Origin of the sequence: Pseudomonas sp. UBA6753, assembly GCF_002453565.1 — a bacterium.
Lineage (GTDB): Bacteria > Pseudomonadota > Gammaproteobacteria > Pseudomonadales > Pseudomonadaceae > Aquipseudomonas > Aquipseudomonas putida_Z.
Genome location: NZ_DKHD01000055.1, coordinates 20,839 through 40,070, shown reverse-complemented (window position 1 = coordinate 40,070; position 19,232 = coordinate 20,839). Strand labels below are relative to the sequence as shown.

Below are 19,232 nucleotides of genomic sequence, written 5' to 3'. Positions count from 1 at the left end.
ACGACTCGCTCATCAGGCGCCAGGTGGGGATGGAGACAATGGTCTTGTCGAAGTTCTGCACCTTCACCGTGTGCAGGGTGATGTCCACCACATCGCCATCGGCGCCTACCTGGGGCATTTCGATCCAGTCGCCCACGTGCAGCATGTCGTTGCTGGTCAGCTGCACACTGGCGACGAACGACAGCAGGGTGTCCTTGTACACCAACAGCAGCACCGCCGACATCGCACCCAGACCCGACAGCAGCAACAGTGGCGAGCGGTCGATCAGGGTGGCGACGATGACGATGGAGGCGAAGATCCACAGCATCATCTTGGCCAGTTGCACGTAACCCTTGATCGAGCGGGTGCGGGCGTGTTCGGTGCGGGCATAGATGTCGAGCAGGGCATCCAGCAGGCACGACAGCGCCATGGTCATGAACAGCAGGGTAAAGGCCAGGGCGACATTGCCGAGGAAGTGCTGGGCGGTGTCGGACAGCTCGGGCACCAGTTTCAGGCCGAACTGCAGCACCAGTGATGGCGTGGTCTGTGCCAGGCGGTGGAACACCTTGTTGTTGCGCAGGTCATCCAGCCACTTCAGTGCTGGCTGGCGGGCCAGCAGGCGGGCGCCGTGCAGCACCAGGAAGCGTGCCAGGCGGCCGATGACCAGGGAAATGAGCAGCAGCACCGCCAGGCCAATGGCCGCGTGCAGCATCGGATGTTGGTCAAGCGTGCCCCACAGGTCGAGGGAGTCACGCCAGATTCGTTGGATATCCATGGGCTTGCGTACAGTCTTGTTGCCAAACGAAGCGCCATTAGAGCGCGGATGGCGACAAAGTTGCCAAAAGAAATTCGGCTAAGGCGGCAGAAAACGTTACCCTATGCAACTGAATTTTCCGCACTTGCCTGAGGTTACCTCCGTGTTCTCCCAATTCGCCCTGCACGAACGCCTGCTTAAAGCCGTGGCCGAGCTTAACTTTGTCGAGCCAACCCCGGTGCAGGCCGCGGCCATCCCCCTGGCCCTGCAAGGGCGTGACCTGCGCGTGACCGCGCAGACCGGCAGCGGCAAGACCGCGGCCTTCGTGCTGCCGCTGCTCAACCGCCTGGTCGACCTGCGCGAACGCCGCGTCGAGATCCGCGCGCTGATCCTGCTGCCGACCCGTGAACTGGCCCAGCAGACCCTCAAACAGGTACAGCTGTTCTCGCAGTTCACCTACATCAAGTCGGGCCTGGTTACCGGCGGTGAAGACTTCCAGGAACAGGCCGCCATGCTGCGCAAGGTGCCGGATGTGCTGATCGGCACCCCGGGCCGCCTGCTCGAGCAGCTCAATGCCGGCAACCTCGACCTGTCCCACGTGCAGGTGCTGATCCTCGACGAAGCCGACCGCATGCTCGACATGGGCTTTGCCGAAGACATGGAGCGCCTGTGCAAGGAGTGCGAGAACCGCCAGCAGACCCTGCTGTTCTCCGCCACCACCGGTGGTGCGGCCCTGCGCGACATCATCGGCAAGGTGCTGAAAGACCCAGAGCACCTGATGCTCAACAGCGTCTCGCAGCTGGCCGAAGGCACCCGCCAGCAGATCATCACCGCTGACCACGACCAGCACAAAGAGCAGATCGTGCAGTGGCTGCTGGCCAACGAAACCTTCGACAAGGCGATCATCTTCACCAACACCCGCGCCCTGGCCGACCGCATCTACGGCCACCTGGTGGCCAAGGACGTGAAGGCCTTCGTGCTGCACGGCGAGAAGGACCAGAAGGACCGCAAGCTGGCCCTGGACCGCTTCAAGCAGGGCAGCTCCAAGGTGCTGGTGGCTACCGACGTTGCGGCCCGTGGCCTGGACATCGACGGCCTGGACTTGGTGATCAACTTCGACATGCCGCGCAGCGGTGACGAGTACGTGCACCGCGTGGGCCGTACCGGCCGTGCCGGTGGCGAAGGCCTGGCGATCTCGCTGATCACCCACAACGACTGGAACCTGATGTCGAGCATCGAGCGCTACCTCAAGCAGCAGTTCGAGCGCCGGGTGATCAAGGAAGTGAAGGGCACCTACAACGGGCCGAAGAAGGTCAAGGCCTCGGGCAAGGCGGCTGGCAGCAAGAAGAAAAAGGTCGAGAAGAAGACCGGTGACAAGAAGGCGGCCGCCAAGCGCAAGCCAACCGCCAAGCCGAAGGCCAATGCACCGCTGGCCAGCGCTGACGGCCTGGCGCCGCTGAAAAAGCGCAAGCCTGCGGTTGAGTAACCTTCAGTAGCGCTGTTGGTTTCTTCGCGGGCACGCCCGCTCCCACAGGATAATCACAGATATCGAAGGCTGTGTTGTCCAAGTGGGAGCGGGCGTGCCCGCGAAGGGGCCAGGACAGGCGACACCTTATTCAGCCTTTTTCTCCGCCTCTTTCAACTCCTTGATCCGCTTGTCGATCAGCTGACACTTGTCGGGCAAATCCTTGCTCGCCGTCCCCAGCTCCATCCCTTGAAGCTCGTCATTGATCTCCTTGGCCTTCTGCGGGTTCTGCTCGGTCAACTGGGTGACCAACCCGGCCAGCTCTTCGCGTTTCTGCGTCGCTTCTTCCGGTGTACAGGCCCAGGCGGGCACGGCGCAGAACAGGGCAGTGGCGCAGGCAATGGGCAGCAGCAGTTTCATCCTTCCTACCTCCGGCGGTGGTGATGCCCGGTGGAGGCATGTGCCTGGCCGTTAGTTCAGCCCCTTCGACCGGTGGCACTTCATGGTCAGCCTGTCCCCAGCTGGGCATCTGACCTAGCCTCGATTCCGATGTCCTCGCCTGGTTCAAAGAGCAGGGTAGTGGCTACCAGACCCGGATCAACCAGTTGCTGCGCCAGTACATGCAAGCGCAACAACGCCAGCGCTGAGATATTTCGGAACGCCGGGCAACCTCGACAGGTCCCAACCTGTGTACCCCTTCCGTCCACAGCAGGAGCCCGTAGCCATGAGCATCGCCTACGACTGGGACCTGATCGAGCGTTTGCTGCACGAGGTGCAGAACGGCGCCGGTCACAGCTTCACGCCACGCCCTTATGCCGAGCAGCACGCTGCGGCACTGGCTGCCAAGGGGGAGCCGGTGGGCGACCTGGACCACCTGAAAACCCGTGCCTGCGAGTACGAAAGGCTGTTGTTCGAGCGTGGTTTCATCGAAACCCGGCCCGAAGAGGATGGCGGCAATGGCGAGAACTTCGTGCTGACCGAGCGCGGTTCGCGGCTGATGAGCCTGATCGACAGCAGCATTCCCGGCTTCGAGCACCCGCGCCAGGTGCTGGACGAGCAGGAGGATGCGCTGGACGAAACCACCTTCGAGCAGGTGTCGGCGAAGGCACAGATCGCCTGAGGTCGTTTTGAGGCTGGCAAGGGCGGCCATGGAAACCCGATAATCGGTAGTTCCTGAACACTGCCGAGCCCTTGCCCATGCCAATGACCACCGCCGAGGCCCGCCTATGAGCGCGGTCCGCAAGAACCCCGACGCCTTTGCCTTCCAGGTGATGCTGGGGCTGTGCCTGATCTGGGGTTGCCAGCAGGTATTGATCAAGACTGCCGCCATCGATATCGCGCCGGTGATGCAGGCGGCCCTGCGCAACGGTATCGCCGCCGTGCTGGTGGGCCTGATGCTGTGCTGGCGCGGGGGCTGGGAGCAGGTCGGCAGCACCTGGCGTGCCGGGGTGGTGGCGGGCGGGCTGTTCGGCCTGGAGTTCCTGTTCATTGCCGAGGGGCTGAAGCTGACCTCGGCGGCGCACATGTCGGTGTTCCTCTATACCGCGCCGGTGTTCACCGCGTTGGGCCTGCATTTCAGGTTGCCCAGCGAACGCCTGCGGCTGCTGCAATGGCTGGGGATCTTGCTGGCCTTCGGTGGCATTGCGATGGCGTTTGCCGGCGGCATGTCGTTCGAGCACATGGATGGCCGCACCCTGCTGGGGGATGCCTTTGGCGTGATCGCCGGGCTGGCCTGGGGGGCGACCACGGTGGTGGTGCGTTGCTCGCGGCTGTCGGAAGCACCGGCGACCCTGACCCTGTTCTATCAGCTGGCGGTGGGCTTTGCCGGGTTGCTGCTGATTGCCTTGCTCAGCGGCCAGATCGGCGCGGTGACGCTGACGCCGCTGGCGATGGGCAGCGTGCTGTTCCAAGGGATTGTGGTGTCGTTCATCAGCTACCTGACCTGGTTCTGGTTGCTGCGCAAGTACCTGGCGTCGAACCTGGCAGTGTTCTCGTTCATCACCCCGCTGTTCGGGGTGACCTTCGGCGTGTTGTTGCTGGATGAGCCGCTGAGCCTGAACTTTGTGGTTGGCGCGTTGATGGTGCTGCTGGGGGTGGTCCTGGTGAGTGCCGAGCCTTGGGTCAAGCAGCAGTTGCGGCGGATTGTGGGGTGATCGATAACCTGTACCGGCCTCTTCGCGGGCTCGCCCGCTCCCACAGGTACTGCACAGGCCTTGAAGATTGTGCGGCCCCTGTGGGAGCGGGCGAGCCCGCGAAGAGGCCGGCACAGGCAGCCACGATTCAGGATGCCGCCTTGGCCTGACAGGCGCTACCCTGCTGTGCAGAGCTGCCAAACAGCACCAGCCCCCCAGCCACCACCAACCCACCAGCGGCCACCATCAGCGCCGGCTGCAGCCCGCTGCTGTAATGGCTGCTGACCGCCGCCAGCAATGGCCCACTCAACTGCCCCAGGGCAAAGCAGGCCGTCAGCAGCCCGGCATTGCGCTGCGTGGCATGCGGCGCCAGCTCCCGCGAACGTTGCATCACCAGCTGCATGCAGACCAGGAACGGCCCACCACACAGCACCACGCCCAACGCCAGCCCGACACCCCCGCCCATCAGGCAGGCCAGTACACCCAGCCCCTGCAGCCACAGGGTGGCCGTGAGCCAGGCCGAGGTGCGGCCGCCACGGCGCAGGCTCACCAGCAGCACCCCCAGCGCCGCCGCCAGGCCGAACGCCGGCCAGAACAGGTCGGCCAGCCACTGCCCGTGGAACTGCTGGTTGGCCATCTGCGACAGGAAGGTGGCCGGCAGGATGTAACCCACGCCATACAGCGCATACACCAGCCCCAGGCGGCCGATGCCGACACTGCGCGTGGGGCCCTGGCGTGCAGCCGACGGCACCGGCGCCGCTTGCAGCGCCCTTGGCAGCCAAGGCCGGACCGCCAGCAGCATCACCAGCGCGGCCACGGCATAGATCAGCCACAGTGCTGCCGAGCCCAGCCCCCACAAATGCGCCACCAGCGCCAGCAAACCCGTCAGCGCAATGCCCAGGCCGGGCCCCGCGAACACCAGGGCACCCAGGCGCTGGCGGTTGTTTGCATTGGCCACCTGTTGGCTGAGGCTGGTGATCATCACCAGCACCCAGGCGCTGGCCACGCCGGTACCGAAGCGCAGCAGCAGGTGGCTCCAGAACCCGTCTGCGGCCCATGAGGCCAGGGTCAGCAGCACGCACAGCCACAGGCCACCGTGCAGGCGCAGGCGCACCTGGCCCGGCGAGCGGGCGAACATGGCATCGACCGCGCCGATGAAGTAGCCCAGGTAGTTGGCCGCGGCCACCAGCCCGGCGACCGTCAGGTCGAACTGGCCTTCGGCGATCAGTTGCGGCAGCTGCGGGGTCAGGGCGAAACGGCCAATGCCCATGGCCATCATCAGCGCCACGGCGCTGGCCAGCAGTTGAATGAGTGGCGACATGACGAGTCTCCTGCACGGATGTAAGCGATGGCTGGCAGGTTAGGGCGGTTTCTTTTTCAATAAAATTGAATAATGATGATCAAGTTGTTCTGTTTTGGAGAATGCCGTGGAATTCAGCCAACTGCGAATCTTCCAGGCCGTGGCCGAGGAAGGTTCGGTCACCCGTGCCGCAGAGCGCCTGCATCGGGTGCCGTCGAACCTGTCGACGCGCTTGCGCCAGCTCGAGGAGCAACTGGGTGTCGAGCTGTTCCTGCGCGAACGCCAGCGCCTGCAGCTTTCGCCGGCGGGCAAGGTGCTGCTGGATTACGCCAACCGCATGTCAGCCTTGCGCGACGAGGCGCTGGCCGCCGTGCGGGGTGGCCAACCGGCCGGGGACTTCGTGCTGGGGACCATGTACAGCACGGCGGCGACACATTTGCCGGGGTTGCTGGCGCGTTATCACCAGGCCTACCCGGCGGTTAACCTGCAGGTGCGTGCGGCGCCCAGTGGCGAGCTGCTGGAAGGCCTGCTCAACCACACCTTGGACGCGGCCCTGGTGGACGGGCCACCGAGCCTGGCCGGGCTGGATGGCGTGCCGCTGTGCGATGAGCAACTGGTGCTGATCACCAGCCCCGAGCACCCGGCGGTACACACTGCCAAGGACGTGGCGGGCAAGGCGGTGTTCACCTTCCGCCAGGGCTGCTCGTACCGCATGCGCCTGGAGGCCTGGTATGCCCATGCCCATACGCCAATGGGCCGGGTGATGGAAATCGAGTCGTACCAGAGCATGCTGGCCTGCGTGATCGCCGGCGCGGGTGTGGCGATGATGGCCAGGTCGATGCTCGACAGCCTGCCAGGGCGCGACCGGGTGCGGGTGCACCAGCTGCAGGCGCCGTTCGATCAGGCGGTCACCTGGTTGATGTGGCGCCAGGGGATGCGCGGGGCAAATTTGCAGGCCTGGATCGACCTGCAACAAAGCGAAACGATTAACCAGTCGTCGGAATGCGCCGTTACGGCTTGATCCGTATCAAAATGGCCCGTATCTGTAGCTTTAGAGGCATGCGTAATACAGGACATAGGGCTATGATCTGTATGAAACATCGCAGGATTGAATTGCCGTGAGGCTGACCCGTCAAGGGGGCATTATGAATAAACCACTGTCCAACTGGCTCCACGACCTGGCTGTCGCCTTGGGGCTGATTCCACCACCCTTGCAGCCGGTGCCGATCCCGACTGATGAAGAGCAGCGCAAACGCCAACCGCGTCGTCGCTGATACAGACAAAGGCCGCTGCACCTGGGTGGGTGCAGCGGCCTTTTTGTGTCTGCCAGTTGTGTGTTGCCTGTACCGGCCTCTTCGCGGGCTTGCCCGCTCCCACAGGTACCCCACAAATTTCAGGACCTGTGGAGTCCCTGTGGGAGCGGGCGAGCCCGCGAAGAGGCCAGTTCAGGCTGTAGGTCAGGCCAGCTTCACCGCCGCCACCGATTTACGCGACATCACGCTGACCACCACAAAGCTCACCAGACCAACCGCCAGGCTGTAGTAGATCGGCGTATTGGCCTCCAGCCCATCCTTGAACATGAACAGCAGCGCGGTGGCAAAGCCCAGCGACATGCTGGCGATAGCCCCGGCGGTGGTAGCGCGCTTCCAGAAGATCGCGCCGATCAGCGGGATCAGCATGCCGCCGACCAGCAGGTTGTAGGCCAGGGTCAGGGCATTGATCACATCGTTCACCACCAGGGCGATGCCCAGCACCACCAGGCCGGTGAGTAGGGTGAACAGGCGGCTGACGCCCAGGCTCGACGCCTTGCCGCCACGCAGCTTGGGCAGCAGGTCTTCGGTCAGGGTGGTCGACGCAGCCAGCAGGCCGGCGCTGGCGGTGGACATCATGGCGGCCAGCGCCGCTGCCATCAGCAGGCCACGGATGCCATCGGGCAGGGTGGTCTTGATCATCTCGGCAAAGGCATTGTTCGGGTTGGCCAGGTCGGGCATCAGCACATGCGCGGCCATACCGATCGCGGCGCAGGCCAGGCCGTACAGTACGCAGTACACACCGGCGGTGGTGCCGGCGCGCTGGCAGACCTTCTCGTCACGGGCAGTGAACACCCGCTGCCAGATGTCCTGGCCGATGAGGATGCCGAAGAAGTAGATCAGGAAGTAGGTGATGATGGTGTCCCAGCCAATGGTGGTCAGCTGGAAGCTGGCCGCCGGCAGCTTGGCCACCAGGGTGTCCCAGCCACCGGCCTTGTACAGGCACACCGGCAGCAGGATGAACATCAGGCCGACGGTCTTGATCACGAACTGGACGATGTCGGTCAGGGTGAGCGACCACATGCCGCCAATGGTCGAGTACAGCACCACCACACCACCGCCCAGCAGCAGCGAGGCCCAGAACGGCAGGTCGAGCAGCACCTGCAATACAGTGGCCATGGCCAGGGTCGAGGTGACGCCGATCATCAGTGCGTAGGCCAGCATGATCACGGCGCTGGCCTGGCGTGCGGCCGGGTTGTAGCGCTGCTCCAGCACCTGGGTCACGGTGAAGATGCGCAGGCGCAGCAAGGGTTTGGCGAGGAACAGGTTGAGGGCGATGATGCCCAGGCCCAGGGCTGCGCACAGCCAGAAGCCGGAGATGCCGTGGACGTAGCCCAGGCGCACGGTGCCGACGGTGGACGCGCCACCGAGCACGGTGGTGGCCATGGTGCCCATGTACAGGACCGGGCCGAGGTTGCGCCCGGCCACCAGGTAGTCCTCGTGGGTTTTCGCGCGCCGCATGCCATACCAGCCAAGCCCGAGCATGCCGGCGGTGTAGATCATTACAACAATGATGTCCAAGGCCATTGGGGGTCTCCCGATTATCTTTATTATGGCGAGATCGACCACGCGGGCGGGTTCACGGCGCCCGGCGGTCTTGTCGTGTTGTTGGCGGGCCTCAATGGCCCTCCCATATGGCTCCTGCCGGGGTACTTTCTAGAGGCTTGCACTAGTCCCCTGTGGGAAAGGTGTTGCTCTCGTTTAGCGGCGCACTACGCCTGGAAGTACGCAGAGCATCTCGAACAGCAGGTTGGCGCCGAGCAGCGAGGTGTTGCCGGTGGTGTCGTAAGGCGGGGAGACTTCGACAAGGTCACAGCCGATCAGGTCCAGGCCGTGGCAGCCGCGAATGATCTCCATCGCCTGGATGGTGGTCAAGCCGCCGATTTCCGGGGTGCCGGTACCAGGCGCCCAGGCCGGGTCGATGCCATCGATGTCGAACGACAGGTACACCGGGCCACCGCCGACCTTTTCGCGCACTTCGGCCATCAGCGGTTCCAGCGACTTGTGCCAGCACTCTTCGGCCTGGACTACACGGAAGCCCTGACGGCGGCTCCAGTTGAAGTCATCGGCGGTGTAGCCCTGGGCGCGCAGGCCGATCTGCACCACGCGCTCGCAGTCGAGCAGGCCTTCTTCCACGGCACGGCGGAAGGTGGTGCCATGGGCGATCTTCTCGCCGAACATGTGGTCGTTGACGTCGGCGTGGGCATCGATGTGCACCAGGCCGATCTTGCCGTGTTTCTTGTGCAGCGCGCGCAGGATCGGCAGGGTGATGGTGTGGTCGCCACCCAGGGTCAGCGGGATGATGTTGTGCTCGAGGATCTCGTCATACGCTTCTTCGATGATGCGCACGGCGTCCAGCAGGTTGAAGGTGTTGATCGCCACGTCACCGATGTCGGCCACCGACAGCGAGTCGAACGGTGCAGCCCCGGTGGCCATGTTGTACGGGCGGATCATCACCGATTCGGCGCGGATCTGCCGCGGGCCGAAGCGTGTGCCGGAGCGCAGCGAGGTACCGATGTCCAGTGGCACGCCGATGAAGGCGGCGTCCAGGCCTTGGGCACTTTGCAGGTGGGGGAGACGGAGCATGGTGGCGATGCCGCCGAAACGCGGCATTTCGTTGCCGCCCAGTGGTTGGTGGAGGATCTTGTCCACGGTGGGCCTCATCAGTCGGTCGATTGTTCTGTTTGTTCGAACCTGTGCCGCCGCGCGCCTTCCAGGTGTGGTCTTGCCGGCGGGCAGGGACATTTCGGCCAAGTCTGCTGAAGGTAGTGCCGGGGAAAAATCGCTACCGGCAAATACTTAGTTCAGGAATTTCTGAACTAAAGGGCGGCAGAGCGGTTAGACTGCGCGCAAACACCCTTGCGGAACCGTTGCACCATGGCCTCGACCTTGCCCGACCTGAAACTGCTGCGCATCTTCGTCAGCGTGGTGCGCCACCAGGGCTTTGCCAATGCCCAGCGCGAGCTGAACCTGTCGACTTCGGCCATCAGCACCTACATGAGCCAGCTGGAAGGTGCCCTGGGGATCGTACTGTGCCACCGCGGCCGTGGCGGCTTCAGCCTCACCAGCAAGGGCGAGCTGTTCCACCAGGAAACCCTGCGCCTGCTGGCCGAGCTGGACGGTTTCGAACAGTACGCCGCCGCCCTCAAGGGCGAGTTGCGCGGCACCCTCAACCTGGGGGTGATCGACTCCACGGTCGGTGACCAGGCCTTGCCGCTGGCCGAAGCCATCGGCGCCTACAGCCAGGAACACCCGGCGGTGCACCTGCACCTGTCGGTGTCCAGCCCTTACGAGCTGCAACTGGGCGTGCAGGACAACCGCCTGGACCTGGCGATCGGGGCGTTTTCCTCGCGCATGAGCGGGCTGCTCTACCAGCCGCTGTACCGTGAGCAGCACTGGCTGTACTGCAGCAGCCGCCACCCGTTGTATGCCGAACGGCGCATCCCCGAGCAGGTGGTGACCCAGCAGCGCATGGTCGGGCGTGGCTACTGGAGCCAGGCCGAACTGGCCCGGCATGGCTTCAAGCACAGCGCGGCGACGGTGGAGAGCATGGAGGCGCAGTTGATCCTGATTCTCTCCGGGGCCTACATCGGCTACCTGCCCGAGCACTATGCCCAGGCCTGGGTCGACAAGGGCGACTTGCGCGTGCTGTCGCCGTCCACCTTCGGCTACCAGGCACCGTTCTCGCTGATCATTCGCCGCGGGCGCAGCCGCGAACCGTTGATCCAGACTTTCCGCGACCTGCTGAAAAGCCAGCTCAACGTGGGTTGAAGTCCGGCACATGCTGTATTTCGTCGGCCCCCGTTAAATTGTTGGTGCCGCTGACCGACAACATAATGGCGCCCTGCTATATATCAAATCAGTGTGTGCTGCTGTCTACCTCCCTTTCATCCTGCAAGGATTGCCCAAGATGCGCATGAATTTGCCCGTCACTGAGCACGAAAGAACCTTTCCCAACGATCAGCGCCTGATTTCCACCACCGACCTCAACAGCCGCATCACCTACTGCAACGACGCTTTCGTGGCGATCAGCGGGTTCACCTACGACGAGCTGGTCGGCCAACCCCACAACCTGGTGCGCCATCCGGACATGCCTCCGGCCGTGTTCGGCCACATGTGGGAAACCATCAAACAAGGCAAACCGTGGATGGGCGTAGTCAAGAACCGGGCGAAGAACGGTGATTACTACTGGGTCAGCGCCTATGTCACGGCCGTCTACGAGCAGGGCCGCATCAGTGGCTACGAGTCGGTGCGCTCGGTGCCCACCCGTGAGCAGATCCGCCGCGCCGAAGCGTTGTACGCGCGCTTGCGGGCTGGCCGCGCACCGGTGCCGTGGGCGGCCCGTCTGGGGCATGGCCTGGGTCACGGTTGGCCATTGATCGGTGCGGGCCTGCTGTCGGCGGCGGGCTACCTGTGGCTACCGCCCTACGCGGCGCTCGGGGTGCTGATGGCCAGCCTGCTGCTGGCCTGGTATCTGGTCGAGCACCGGCAGAACCAGGCCATCCGCCGCACGCTGGCCGAGCACCCCAAGGCCTTCACCAGCCCGCTGGTGGCACTGACCTACAGTGACAACCCAGGCCTGCAAGGCCAGTTGGATCTTGCCATCATCAGCGAGGAAGCACGCCTGCAAACGGCCTTGACCCGCCTGGTGGATGCCGGGGTCGGGGTGAAGTCGCGGGCGGCGCAGTCGTCCGACTTGTCCGATGCCCAGGCACAGATGCTCGACCGCCAGCGCAGCGAGACCGACCAGTCCGCCGCCGCCATCGCGCAGATGGCGGCGACCATTCAGCAGGTTACCCATAACGTGCAGAGCACGGCGCACGCAGCGGGCGATGCCGACCAGCTGGCGCAGCAGGGCAGCGAGCTGGCGATGCAGAGCCTGCAAGCCATGGGCAGCATGAGCAATGCGGTCAACGACATCGGCCAGGCCGTCAATGCCCTGGCCGAGCAGACCCAGTCGATTGGCAGCGTGGTCGATGTGATTACCTCGATCGCCGAGCAGACCAACCTGCTGGCGCTCAATGCGGCGATCGAGGCGGCGCGTGCCGGCGAACAGGGGCGCGGGTTTGCCGTGGTGGCGGATGAGGTGCGATCGCTGGCCCAGCGCACCCGTGCCTCGACCGAGGAGATCCACCAGATCATCGCCTCGTTGCGCGCCGGGGCAGAGCGCGCGGTGAGCACCGCCAGCCGTGGCGAGCAGATCTCTCGGGACAGCGTGCACAGTGTCGAGGCGGTGCAGGCAGCGTTGAGTGGGATTGCCCAGGCGGTCAGCCGCATCACCGGCATGAGCCAGCAGATGGCGACGGCGTCGGAGCAGCAGAGCCATGTGGCCGAGGACATCAACCAGCAGATCGTGCGCATAGCCCACCTGTGCGACCAGAGTGCCGGGCAGGCCAGGCAGGGCGCGGAAATCAGCCAGGACCTGGAGCGCATGGCGGAGTACCTGCATAGCCTGGCGGAGCGGTTCAATCGTTGAGATTGCCGGGGCCGCTTTGCGGCCCTTTCGCCGGCAAGCCAGCTCCCACAGGTATTGCACAAGGCTCAGGCCTGTGGTGATCCTGTTTTCTCCGGCAAGCCAGCTCCCACAGGTATTGCACAAGGCCCAGGCCTGTGGTGATCCTGTTTTCTCCAGCAAGCCAGCTCCAACAGGTATTGCACAAGGCTCAGGCCTGTGGTGATTCTGTGGGAGCTGGCTTGCCGGCGAATGGCCCGCAAAGCGGGCCCCGGTTCTGTGGCAAACTGTTCCTGCCAAGGAGAACCCCATGCCCAGACCCCGCTGCGAGCGCTGCCAGCGCCCGCTCGACCATTGCCTCTGCCCACTGATCCCCGCACTCGACAGCCGCACCCGCGTCATCCTGCTGCAGCACCCCAATGAAACCGCCCATGCCCTGAATACCGCCCGCCTGGCCGCCCTTGGCCTGAACAATGCCGAATTGCGGGTAGGCGAGGTATTCGATGACCTGAATGAATTGCTGGCGACCCCCGGTTACCGGCCAGCCCTGCTGTTCCCGGGTGACGACGCCCAGGAATTGCTGGCCTATGGCGAGACGGACGACCAACCCTTGCTGTTGATCGTGCCCGACGGCACCTGGCGCAAGGCGCGCAAGCTGTTGTACCTGAACCCGTTGCTGGAGGCGTTGCCGCGGGTGACGCTGGGGGCTGTCGCGCCTTCACGCTACCGCTTGCGCAAGGCGCCGGAGGCGGGGGCGTTATCGACTATCGAGGCGGTGGTGGGAGCGCTGAACGCGTTGGAGCAGCCTGCCTGTTTCGATGCGCTGCTGGCACCGTTCGAGGCGTTGATCGAGGGGCAGATCAGGGCCATGGGTTTGGAGACGTTCCAGCGTAACCATGGTGCGGGGTGAGGTGGCAGTGAGGGCCCTATCGCCGGCAAGCCAGCTCCCACAGGCGCAGCGGCAGGGCTCAAGTTTGGGTTTCTACAGCTGGAACACAAAGGGTGAAGCTTGTGCTGTACCTGTGGGAGCTGGCTTGCCGGCGATGGGCCGCAAAGCGGCCCCGGCTCTCTCGAACCCGATCAACGCATATCAGGCAAACGTGCCTCGGTGCGTACTTCGGTGGTAGCCAGCGCTTCTGGCGGCAGCGAAATACGCTGCTTGGTCAACAGCTCGCCCATGGTCGCCAGCACGCGGTAGCGCGAGAACTCCTCGGTATAACGCACCTCGGTGTAGCGGCGGTCGGCGTTGTACAGCTCGTTTTCACTGTCGAGCACGTCGAGCAGGGTACGTTGGCCCAGGCCGAACTGGTCCTGGTAGGCAGCACGCACGCGCTTGGTGGTCTCGGCGTATTCACGCGCAGTCGGCAGCTGCTTGCTGGCGTTGTTCATGGCGTTCCACGCCAGGCTCAGGTTTTCGGTCAGCTCACGCAGGGCGTTGTTGCGGATGTCCAGGGCCTGGTTGATCTTGTGCGCGTCGGACTGCAGGCGAGCCTTGTCGCTGCCACCGCGGAACAGGTTGTAGTTCATCTCCACGCCAGCTTGCCAGTCGTTGTTGTTGTGGCCTTTCTCGCCGCCGGTGTTGTTGTTGGCACCGGTAGCCAGAATGGCGTCGAAGCGAGGGTAGAAGGTCGACTTGGCCACTTCGTATTGCTGCTCGGCAGCATTCACGTCAGCCTGGGCAGACTTGATGTACGGGTTGTTCTGGCGCATGCCGTCGCGGGCTTCGTCGAGGGTGCCAGGCACCTCGCCCTTGATGGTCTGCGGGCTTTCCAGCTCGTCCGGCATGCGGCCGACGACGCTGAAGAAGTTGGCCTCGGCATCGGCCAGGTCGACTTCGGCGGTGTCCAGGTTGTTTTCCGCCAGGGCGCGACGTGCGCGGGACTGGTCAAGGTCGGCGGTGCTGCCGACGCCGCGCTCGTTGCGCAGGCCGATCTGGTCGTTGACTCGTAGGTGGGCTTGCAGGTTGTTCCTGGCCAGGGTCACCAGTTCACGGCGCTTGAGCACTTCCAGGTACACCTCGACTGCACGCAGGGCGACATCCTGGGCAACGGCCTGGGTGTAGTAGGCGCGGGAGGTGGAGACTGCTTCGGTGCGGCCCACTTCATTCGAGGTGTTGAAGCCGTCGAAGATCATTTGCCGCAGGCGCAGTTCGGACTGGGTGTAGTTGAGGGTTTCCTTGTTGTGGTTGCCCTCGGCACGCGTCGTGGTGTTGTCCGAACGCTGGCGGCCATAGCCGGCGACCAGATCCACGGAAGGGTAGTAGCCACCACGCGCGAACTTCACATCTTCATCGGCCGACAGCTTGCTGTTGCGGTTGGAGCTGACCTGCGGGTGGTAGTCCACGGCGCTCTGGACAGCCTCGGTGATCGACATCGCCTGTACGTTGGCACTCGCCAGGGCCAACAGTAATGCACTGGTGATGGGGTTCAAAACGCGCATGGTACATCTCCCTGATCCTGGAATTTATCCTGCTGCTCGCCAAAAAAATGACGATGAAGTTATTACATATAGTGTTGCAGGTTTTTAATAACACAGCTAAGTACATTCAACGCGATAGATAAGAAGATTTCTTCATATCAAATCGCCATATAATATATAAATTGTCTAATAGGCTCGCAGAAGGACCCAGGGAATGGCAGCAGAAAAGTCCATGAAAGCCAATTAATACGGGGGTTTAACAGAGTTCCAGAATCATTTCGGATAAGGAGAATAATCGTTAGGCGAAATTGATATTTGGCGACAGAATATTGTCACTTTGGCTTGTGCAGGGTTTTCTGGCTGAGGATGTACAGGCTTACCAGTACAGCGCTGGTCAACATGAAGGTGCGCGCCCAGAACAGGGGCACCAGATAGCACGACAGGCCGATGCTGGCCCACATCAGGCCGATGGCGTAGACCTTGCCCTTGAGGGGGATGCCTTCACCACTGAGGTAGTCACGGATCCATGGCCCGAGCTTCGGGTGATGGACCAGCCAGTGGTGAAAGCGCGGCGAGCTGCGGGCAAAGCAGGCGGCCGCCAATAGCAGGAACGGGGTGGTGGGCAATACCGGCAGGAATATCCCCAACACCCCCAACGCGACGCTGAGCCAGCCGGTGGCCAGCAGCAGGTAGCGCACAGGCGACTTAGTGGTGGCGTGGCTTGAGCAGCGCCGGTTTTTCGTCTGGGGCATGCAGCAGCAGGAACAGCGCCGTCAGCGCTTCGGGGATCTGTACGATCATGTCGTCCTGCAGGTTGGCATTGCTGGCGATGTCGGCGAACTCCGGCTGCTCGTCGAACAGGCCCGAGCCGACCATGATCGGCAGCAGCATCTCGCTGACTTCTTCCTCGGCGTTCTCGAACCAGGCCTCTTCACGCAGGAATACGCCTTCCATGAAGCCGATGCACCAGCCGCGCAGGTCGGAATCGTCCGGCTCGTCGGTCAGGTCGAGGTCGCATGGCAGCTCGAACTCGTCGTCGCTGGCCAGCTGGCGGGCGATGTGCGCTTTCAGCGCCACCAGGGTGGCCTCGATCTCGGTGCGCTGAGCATCGCTGGCGTAGTGCGGCTCTTCAGCGAACAGGGCGTCGATCCACTCGCGCTCGGGCACTTCCTCGGCATTGATCGACAGGGCGGTGAGGTAGCCGTGGGCGGCGACATAGTCCAGCGCTTCCTCGTGCAGCTCGTCGGCGTCGAGGAAGGCTTGCAGGCGGGTCAGTTGCTCGGCGAAGGACATTACAGGGCTACCTTGGGGAATAAACGATAACGAATTCTAGCACCTTGCGACGGCGGCGGGGTAAAGGGAACGTCTATCGCCGTGGTGCCCTGCGCGGGGCGGTGCTGCGGTATACTCCGCGATTTTTCATCCAGGGGCAGGGTTTGCCGGCTACCTGGCAAAAACCGCTTACGCATTTGGCGTGTGCGGGGCGGGTTTTTCGTCCAGCCTGTATCCGGGATGGTACGGCGATTTGTGGAGTTGCACATGCTCGAACAGGCTCAGCGCGTTCTCAAGGACGTCTTCGGCTACGACAGTTTCCGCGGGCGCCAGGCAGCGATCATCGACTGCGTGGCCAATGGCGGCGATGCCCTGGTGCTGATGCCCACCGGCGGCGGCAAGTCGTTGTGTTTCCAGGTGCCGGGGCTGCTGCGCCCGGGCCTGACGGTGGTGGTCTCGCCATTGATCGCACTGATGGACGACCAGGTCGCCACGCTCGATGAACTGGGTGTGCCGGCCGCTGCGCTGAACTCCACGCTGACCCCGGAGCAGCAGCGTGACCTGGCCGGGCGCCTGCGCCGTGGCGAAGTGAAGATGCTGTACCTGGCGCCCGAGCGCCTGGTGCAGCCGCGCATGCTCGACTTCCTGCGCGACCTGGATATCTCGCTGTTCGCCATCGACGAGGCCCACTGCGTGTCGCAATGGGGCCACGATTTCCGCCCCGAATACCTGCAACTGGGCCAGCTGGCCGAGCTGTTCCCGCATGTGCCGCGCATTGCGCTGACCGCCACCGCCGACATGCGCACCCGCGAGGAGATCGTCCAGCGCCTGCACCTGCAAGGCGCCGAGCGCTTCCTGTCGAGTTTCGACCGGCCCAACATCTTCTACCGCATCGTGCCCAAGGAGGCGCCGCGCAAGCAGCTGATGGCGTTCCTCGGCGAGCGCCGCGGCAACGCCGGTATCGTCTACTGCCTGTCACGCAAGAAAGTCGACGAAACCGCCGCCTTCCTCTGTGACCAGGGCTTCCCCGCACTGCCTTATCACGCCGGCCTGGCTGCCGAGACGCGTGCGGCCAACCAGCACCGCTTCCTCAACGAGGAAGGGCTGATCATGGTCGCCACCATCGCCTTCGGCATGGGTATCGACAAACCCAACGTGCGCTTTGTCGCCCACCTTGACCTGCCCAAGTCGCTCGAGGCGTACTACCAGGAGACCGGCCGTGCCGGCCGTGACGGGCTGCCGTCCGATGCCTGGATGGCCTACGGGCTGCAGGACATGGTGATGCTCAAGCAGATGCTGCAGAACTCCGAAGGTGACGAGCGCCACAAGCGCATCGAGCAGCACAAGCTCGACGCCATGCTGGCCCTGTGCGAAGAAACCCGCTGCCGCCGCCAGTCGCTGCTGGCCTATTTCGACGAAACCCTCGAGCAACCGTGCGGGCACTGTGACAACTGTGTCGACCAGGTGCAGACCTGGGACGCCACCGAGCCGGCCCGCCAGGCGCTGTCGGCGGTGTTCCGCACCGGCCAGCGCTATGGCGTCGGTCACCTGGTCGATGTGCTGCTGGGCAAGGACACCGAGAAGGTGCGCAATTTCGGCCACGAGAAGCTCTCGGTGTTTGGCGTCGGCAAGGGGCTGGCCGAAGTCGAGTGGCGTTCACTGTTCCGTCAGCTGGTGGCGCGCGGCCTGGTCGACATCGACCTGGAAGGCTACGGCGGCCTGCGTCTGTCCGACAGCTGCCGGCCGCTGCTGCGTGGCGAGGTGACCTTGCAGCTGCGCCGTGACCTCAAGCCGCAGACCACCGCCAGGACTTCGTCGTCCAGTGGCGGCAGCCCGGCCAGCCAGCTGGTGCGTGCCGAAGAGCGCGAACTGTGGGAAGCGCTGCGTACCCTGCGGCGCAAGCTGGCCGAGGAGCACAGCGTGCCGCCCTACGTCATCTTCCCCGACTCGACGCTGCTGGAGATGCTGCGCAGCCAGCCGGTCAGCCTCAGCGACATGGCCCAGGTCAGCGGCGTGGGTGCGCGCAAGCTGGAGCGTTATGGCCAGGCCTTCCTCGAGGTGCTGAACAACAGCGGCGGCACCGACGAAGCGCCGAAAGTGGTACTCGACCTGCGCCACGAACTGGTCAGCCTGGCCCGTGCCGGCATGACCCCGGCGCAGATCGCCGGGCAGCTCAACTGCAGCGAGAAGAACGTCTACAGCCTGTTGGCCGAGGCGCTGGGCCGCCAGGAACTGAGCCTGGAACAGGCCCTGGACCTGCCGGAAGACCTGTTGATGGAAGTGCAGGATGCCTTCCTCGATGGCGAGGGCGAGCTGCCACCGGTATCGGCGATTGCGCCGCTGTTCGGGGCGCGGGTACCGGAGGGCGTGCTGTACTGCGTGCGGGCTGCGCTGGCGGCCGAGTTCGAGCTGTAAGTGACGACAGGATCGAAGGCAGAACTGCCATCTGCTGACCTTTGTCATGTTTTTTGACGATTATCGAACATTCCAGGGTGCCCGAGCCTTGCCTCGTGGGACGGGCCATGGTTAGCTGCCTAATAATTAGATCTGTTCAATGAGTTGCTTATGCCCCTGACCGACAACCAACACCGCTTCGGCATGCAGCTGGCCCAGATGTCCCGGGGTTGGCGTGCCGAGCTGGACCGCCGCCTGGCCGGGCTCAACCTGTCCCAGGCGCGCTGGCTGGTGTTGCTGCACCTGGCCCGTTTCGAAGAGGCCCCGACCCAGCGTGAGCTGGCCCAGAGCGTGGGCGTCGAAGGCCCGACCTTGGCGCGCCTGCTCGACAGCCTGGAGGCGCAGGGGCTGGTACGCCGGCAAGCGGTGCTGGAAGACCGGCGGGCGAAGAAGATTGTGCTGTGCCCGCCGGCCAAGCCACTGATCGACCAGATCGAGACCATTGCCAATCAACTGCGGGTAGAGCTGTTCACCGGGGTGGACGAGGCGGAGCTGCAGGTGTGCATGCGGGTGCATGCCAAGATCCTGGCCAACCTGGAGAAATCCTGAGGGGGCCTGGGGCCGCTTTGCGGCCTTCAAGTTGGCGCTGTCCCTGTGGGAGCGGCTTTAGCCGCGAACACCGGCGCAGCCGGTGCCATGCACCGCGTCGCCTGCTTCGCGGGTGAACCCGCTCCCACAGGGATCTCACCGGCCCTG

At 64.0% G+C, this 19,232-nt stretch carries 18 protein-coding genes and 1 pseudogene; 11 read left to right on the top strand and 8 right to left on the bottom strand.

The window, feature by feature from the left end; translation table 11 throughout:
* Positions 1-754 (bottom strand): mechanosensitive ion channel family protein (locus B2790_RS21270; RefSeq protein ID WP_286919673.1); only part of this gene is annotated, 754 nt, incomplete at its 3' end.
* 103 nt (positions 755-857) lie between these two features.
* Here B2790_RS21270 and B2790_RS21265 point away from each other — a divergent pair.
* A complete protein-coding gene (locus B2790_RS21265; RefSeq protein ID WP_286919672.1) occupies positions 858-2,219 on the top strand; it encodes a DEAD/DEAH box helicase in 1,362 nt (453 codons plus the stop codon).
* Positions 2,220-2,345: 126 nt separating this feature from the next.
* Here B2790_RS21265 and B2790_RS21260 read toward each other — a convergent pair whose 3' ends face one another.
* Entirely contained in the window at positions 2,346-2,618 is a 273-nt protein-coding gene (locus B2790_RS21260) for a hypothetical protein (protein WP_075045984.1), read from the bottom strand.
* A gap of 119 nt (positions 2,619-2,737) precedes the next feature.
* Here B2790_RS21260 and B2790_RS21255 point away from each other — a divergent pair.
* From B2790_RS21255 to B2790_RS21245, 3 genes and pseudogenes are all read left to right on the top strand, one after another.
* Positions 2,738-2,845 (top strand): annotated as a pseudogene (locus tag B2790_RS21255) (BrnA antitoxin family protein); the annotation flags it as partial.
* A gap of 77 nt (positions 2,846-2,922) precedes the next feature.
* Positions 2,923-3,318: a hypothetical protein gene (locus B2790_RS21250; protein ID WP_013973698.1), complete on the top strand. Its 396-nt coding sequence runs from the start codon at positions 2,923-2,925 to the stop codon at positions 3,316-3,318.
* 106 nt (positions 3,319-3,424) lie between these two features.
* A complete protein-coding gene (locus B2790_RS21245) occupies positions 3,425-4,351 on the top strand; it encodes a DMT family transporter (RefSeq protein WP_137164577.1) in 927 nt (308 codons plus the stop codon).
* A gap of 127 nt (positions 4,352-4,478) precedes the next feature.
* Here B2790_RS21245 and B2790_RS21240 read toward each other — a convergent pair whose 3' ends face one another.
* Entirely contained in the window at positions 4,479-5,651 is a 1,173-nt protein-coding gene (locus B2790_RS21240; protein WP_286919671.1) for an MFS transporter, read from the bottom strand.
* Between the two features lie 106 nt (positions 5,652-5,757).
* On the opposite strand from B2790_RS21240, the gene ptrR reads away from it, so the two are divergent.
* Together ptrR and B2790_RS21230 are read left to right on the top strand one after the other, a co-directional pair.
* Positions 5,758-6,651 (top strand): putrescine utilization regulator PtrR, encoded by an 894-nt coding sequence (gene ptrR, locus B2790_RS21235; protein ID WP_015271294.1) that lies wholly within the window; start codon positions 5,758-5,760, stop codon positions 6,649-6,651.
* A 124-nt stretch (positions 6,652-6,775) separates the two neighbouring features.
* Positions 6,776-6,904: a PA1414 family protein gene (locus B2790_RS21230; protein ID WP_009683677.1), complete on the top strand. Its 129-nt coding sequence runs from the start codon at positions 6,776-6,778 to the stop codon at positions 6,902-6,904.
* Between the two features lie 183 nt (positions 6,905-7,087).
* Here the strand turns inward: B2790_RS21230 and B2790_RS21225 are convergent, their stop codons facing one another.
* Entirely contained in the window at positions 7,088-8,467 is a 1,380-nt protein-coding gene (locus tag B2790_RS21225) for a sodium:solute symporter (protein ID WP_286919669.1), read from the bottom strand.
* Positions 8,468-8,641: 174 nt separating this feature from the next.
* A complete protein-coding gene (speB, locus tag B2790_RS21220; protein ID WP_013973693.1) occupies positions 8,642-9,592 on the bottom strand; it encodes an agmatinase in 951 nt (316 codons plus the stop codon).
* Positions 9,593-9,817: 225 nt separating this feature from the next.
* On the opposite strand from speB, the gene B2790_RS21215 reads away from it, so the two are divergent.
* From B2790_RS21215 to B2790_RS21205, 3 genes are all read left to right on the top strand, one after another.
* Positions 9,818-10,711: a LysR family transcriptional regulator gene (locus B2790_RS21215; protein WP_025340153.1), complete on the top strand. Its 894-nt coding sequence runs from the start codon at positions 9,818-9,820 to the stop codon at positions 10,709-10,711.
* A 139-nt stretch (positions 10,712-10,850) separates the two neighbouring features.
* Complete coding sequence (locus tag B2790_RS21210) at positions 10,851-12,416, top strand: methyl-accepting chemotaxis protein (protein ID WP_137164573.1); 1,566 nt, start codon at positions 10,851-10,853, stop codon at positions 12,414-12,416.
* 286 nt (positions 12,417-12,702) lie between these two features.
* Positions 12,703-13,302 carry a tRNA-uridine aminocarboxypropyltransferase gene (locus tag B2790_RS21205; RefSeq protein ID WP_286919668.1) on the top strand — a complete coding sequence of 200 codons (600 nt, stop codon included), beginning with the start codon at positions 12,703-12,705 and terminating at the stop codon, positions 13,300-13,302.
* Positions 13,303-13,472: 170 nt separating this feature from the next.
* Here the strand turns inward: B2790_RS21205 and B2790_RS21200 are convergent, their stop codons facing one another.
* The 3 genes from B2790_RS21200 to B2790_RS21190 all read right to left on the bottom strand — a co-directional run bounded on the left by B2790_RS21200 (position 13,473) and on the right by B2790_RS21190 (position 16,103).
* Positions 13,473-14,831, bottom strand: coding sequence for a TolC family outer membrane protein (locus B2790_RS21200; protein ID WP_075045977.1), 1,359 nt, complete (start codon positions 14,829-14,831; stop codon positions 13,473-13,475).
* Positions 14,832-15,142: 311 nt separating this feature from the next.
* Entirely contained in the window at positions 15,143-15,562 is a 420-nt protein-coding gene (locus tag B2790_RS21195; protein WP_162276778.1) for a YbaN family protein, read from the bottom strand.
* Positions 15,516-16,103, bottom strand: coding sequence for a YecA family protein (locus B2790_RS21190; RefSeq protein ID WP_025340148.1), 588 nt, complete (start codon positions 16,101-16,103; stop codon positions 15,516-15,518). The genes B2790_RS21195 and B2790_RS21190 overlap by 47 nt, the downstream gene beginning before the upstream one ends.
* 246 nt (positions 16,104-16,349) lie before the next feature.
* Between B2790_RS21190 and recQ the strand changes: the two genes are divergently transcribed.
* Positions 16,350-18,497 carry a DNA helicase RecQ gene (recQ, locus tag B2790_RS21185; protein WP_085589121.1) on the top strand — a complete coding sequence of 716 codons (2,148 nt, stop codon included), beginning with the start codon at positions 16,350-16,352 and terminating at the stop codon, positions 18,495-18,497.
* A gap of 150 nt (positions 18,498-18,647) precedes the next feature.
* Entirely contained in the window at positions 18,648-19,085 is a 438-nt protein-coding gene (locus tag B2790_RS21180; protein ID WP_013973685.1) for a MarR family transcriptional regulator, read from the top strand.
* Positions 19,086-19,232: the final 147 nt, after the last annotated feature.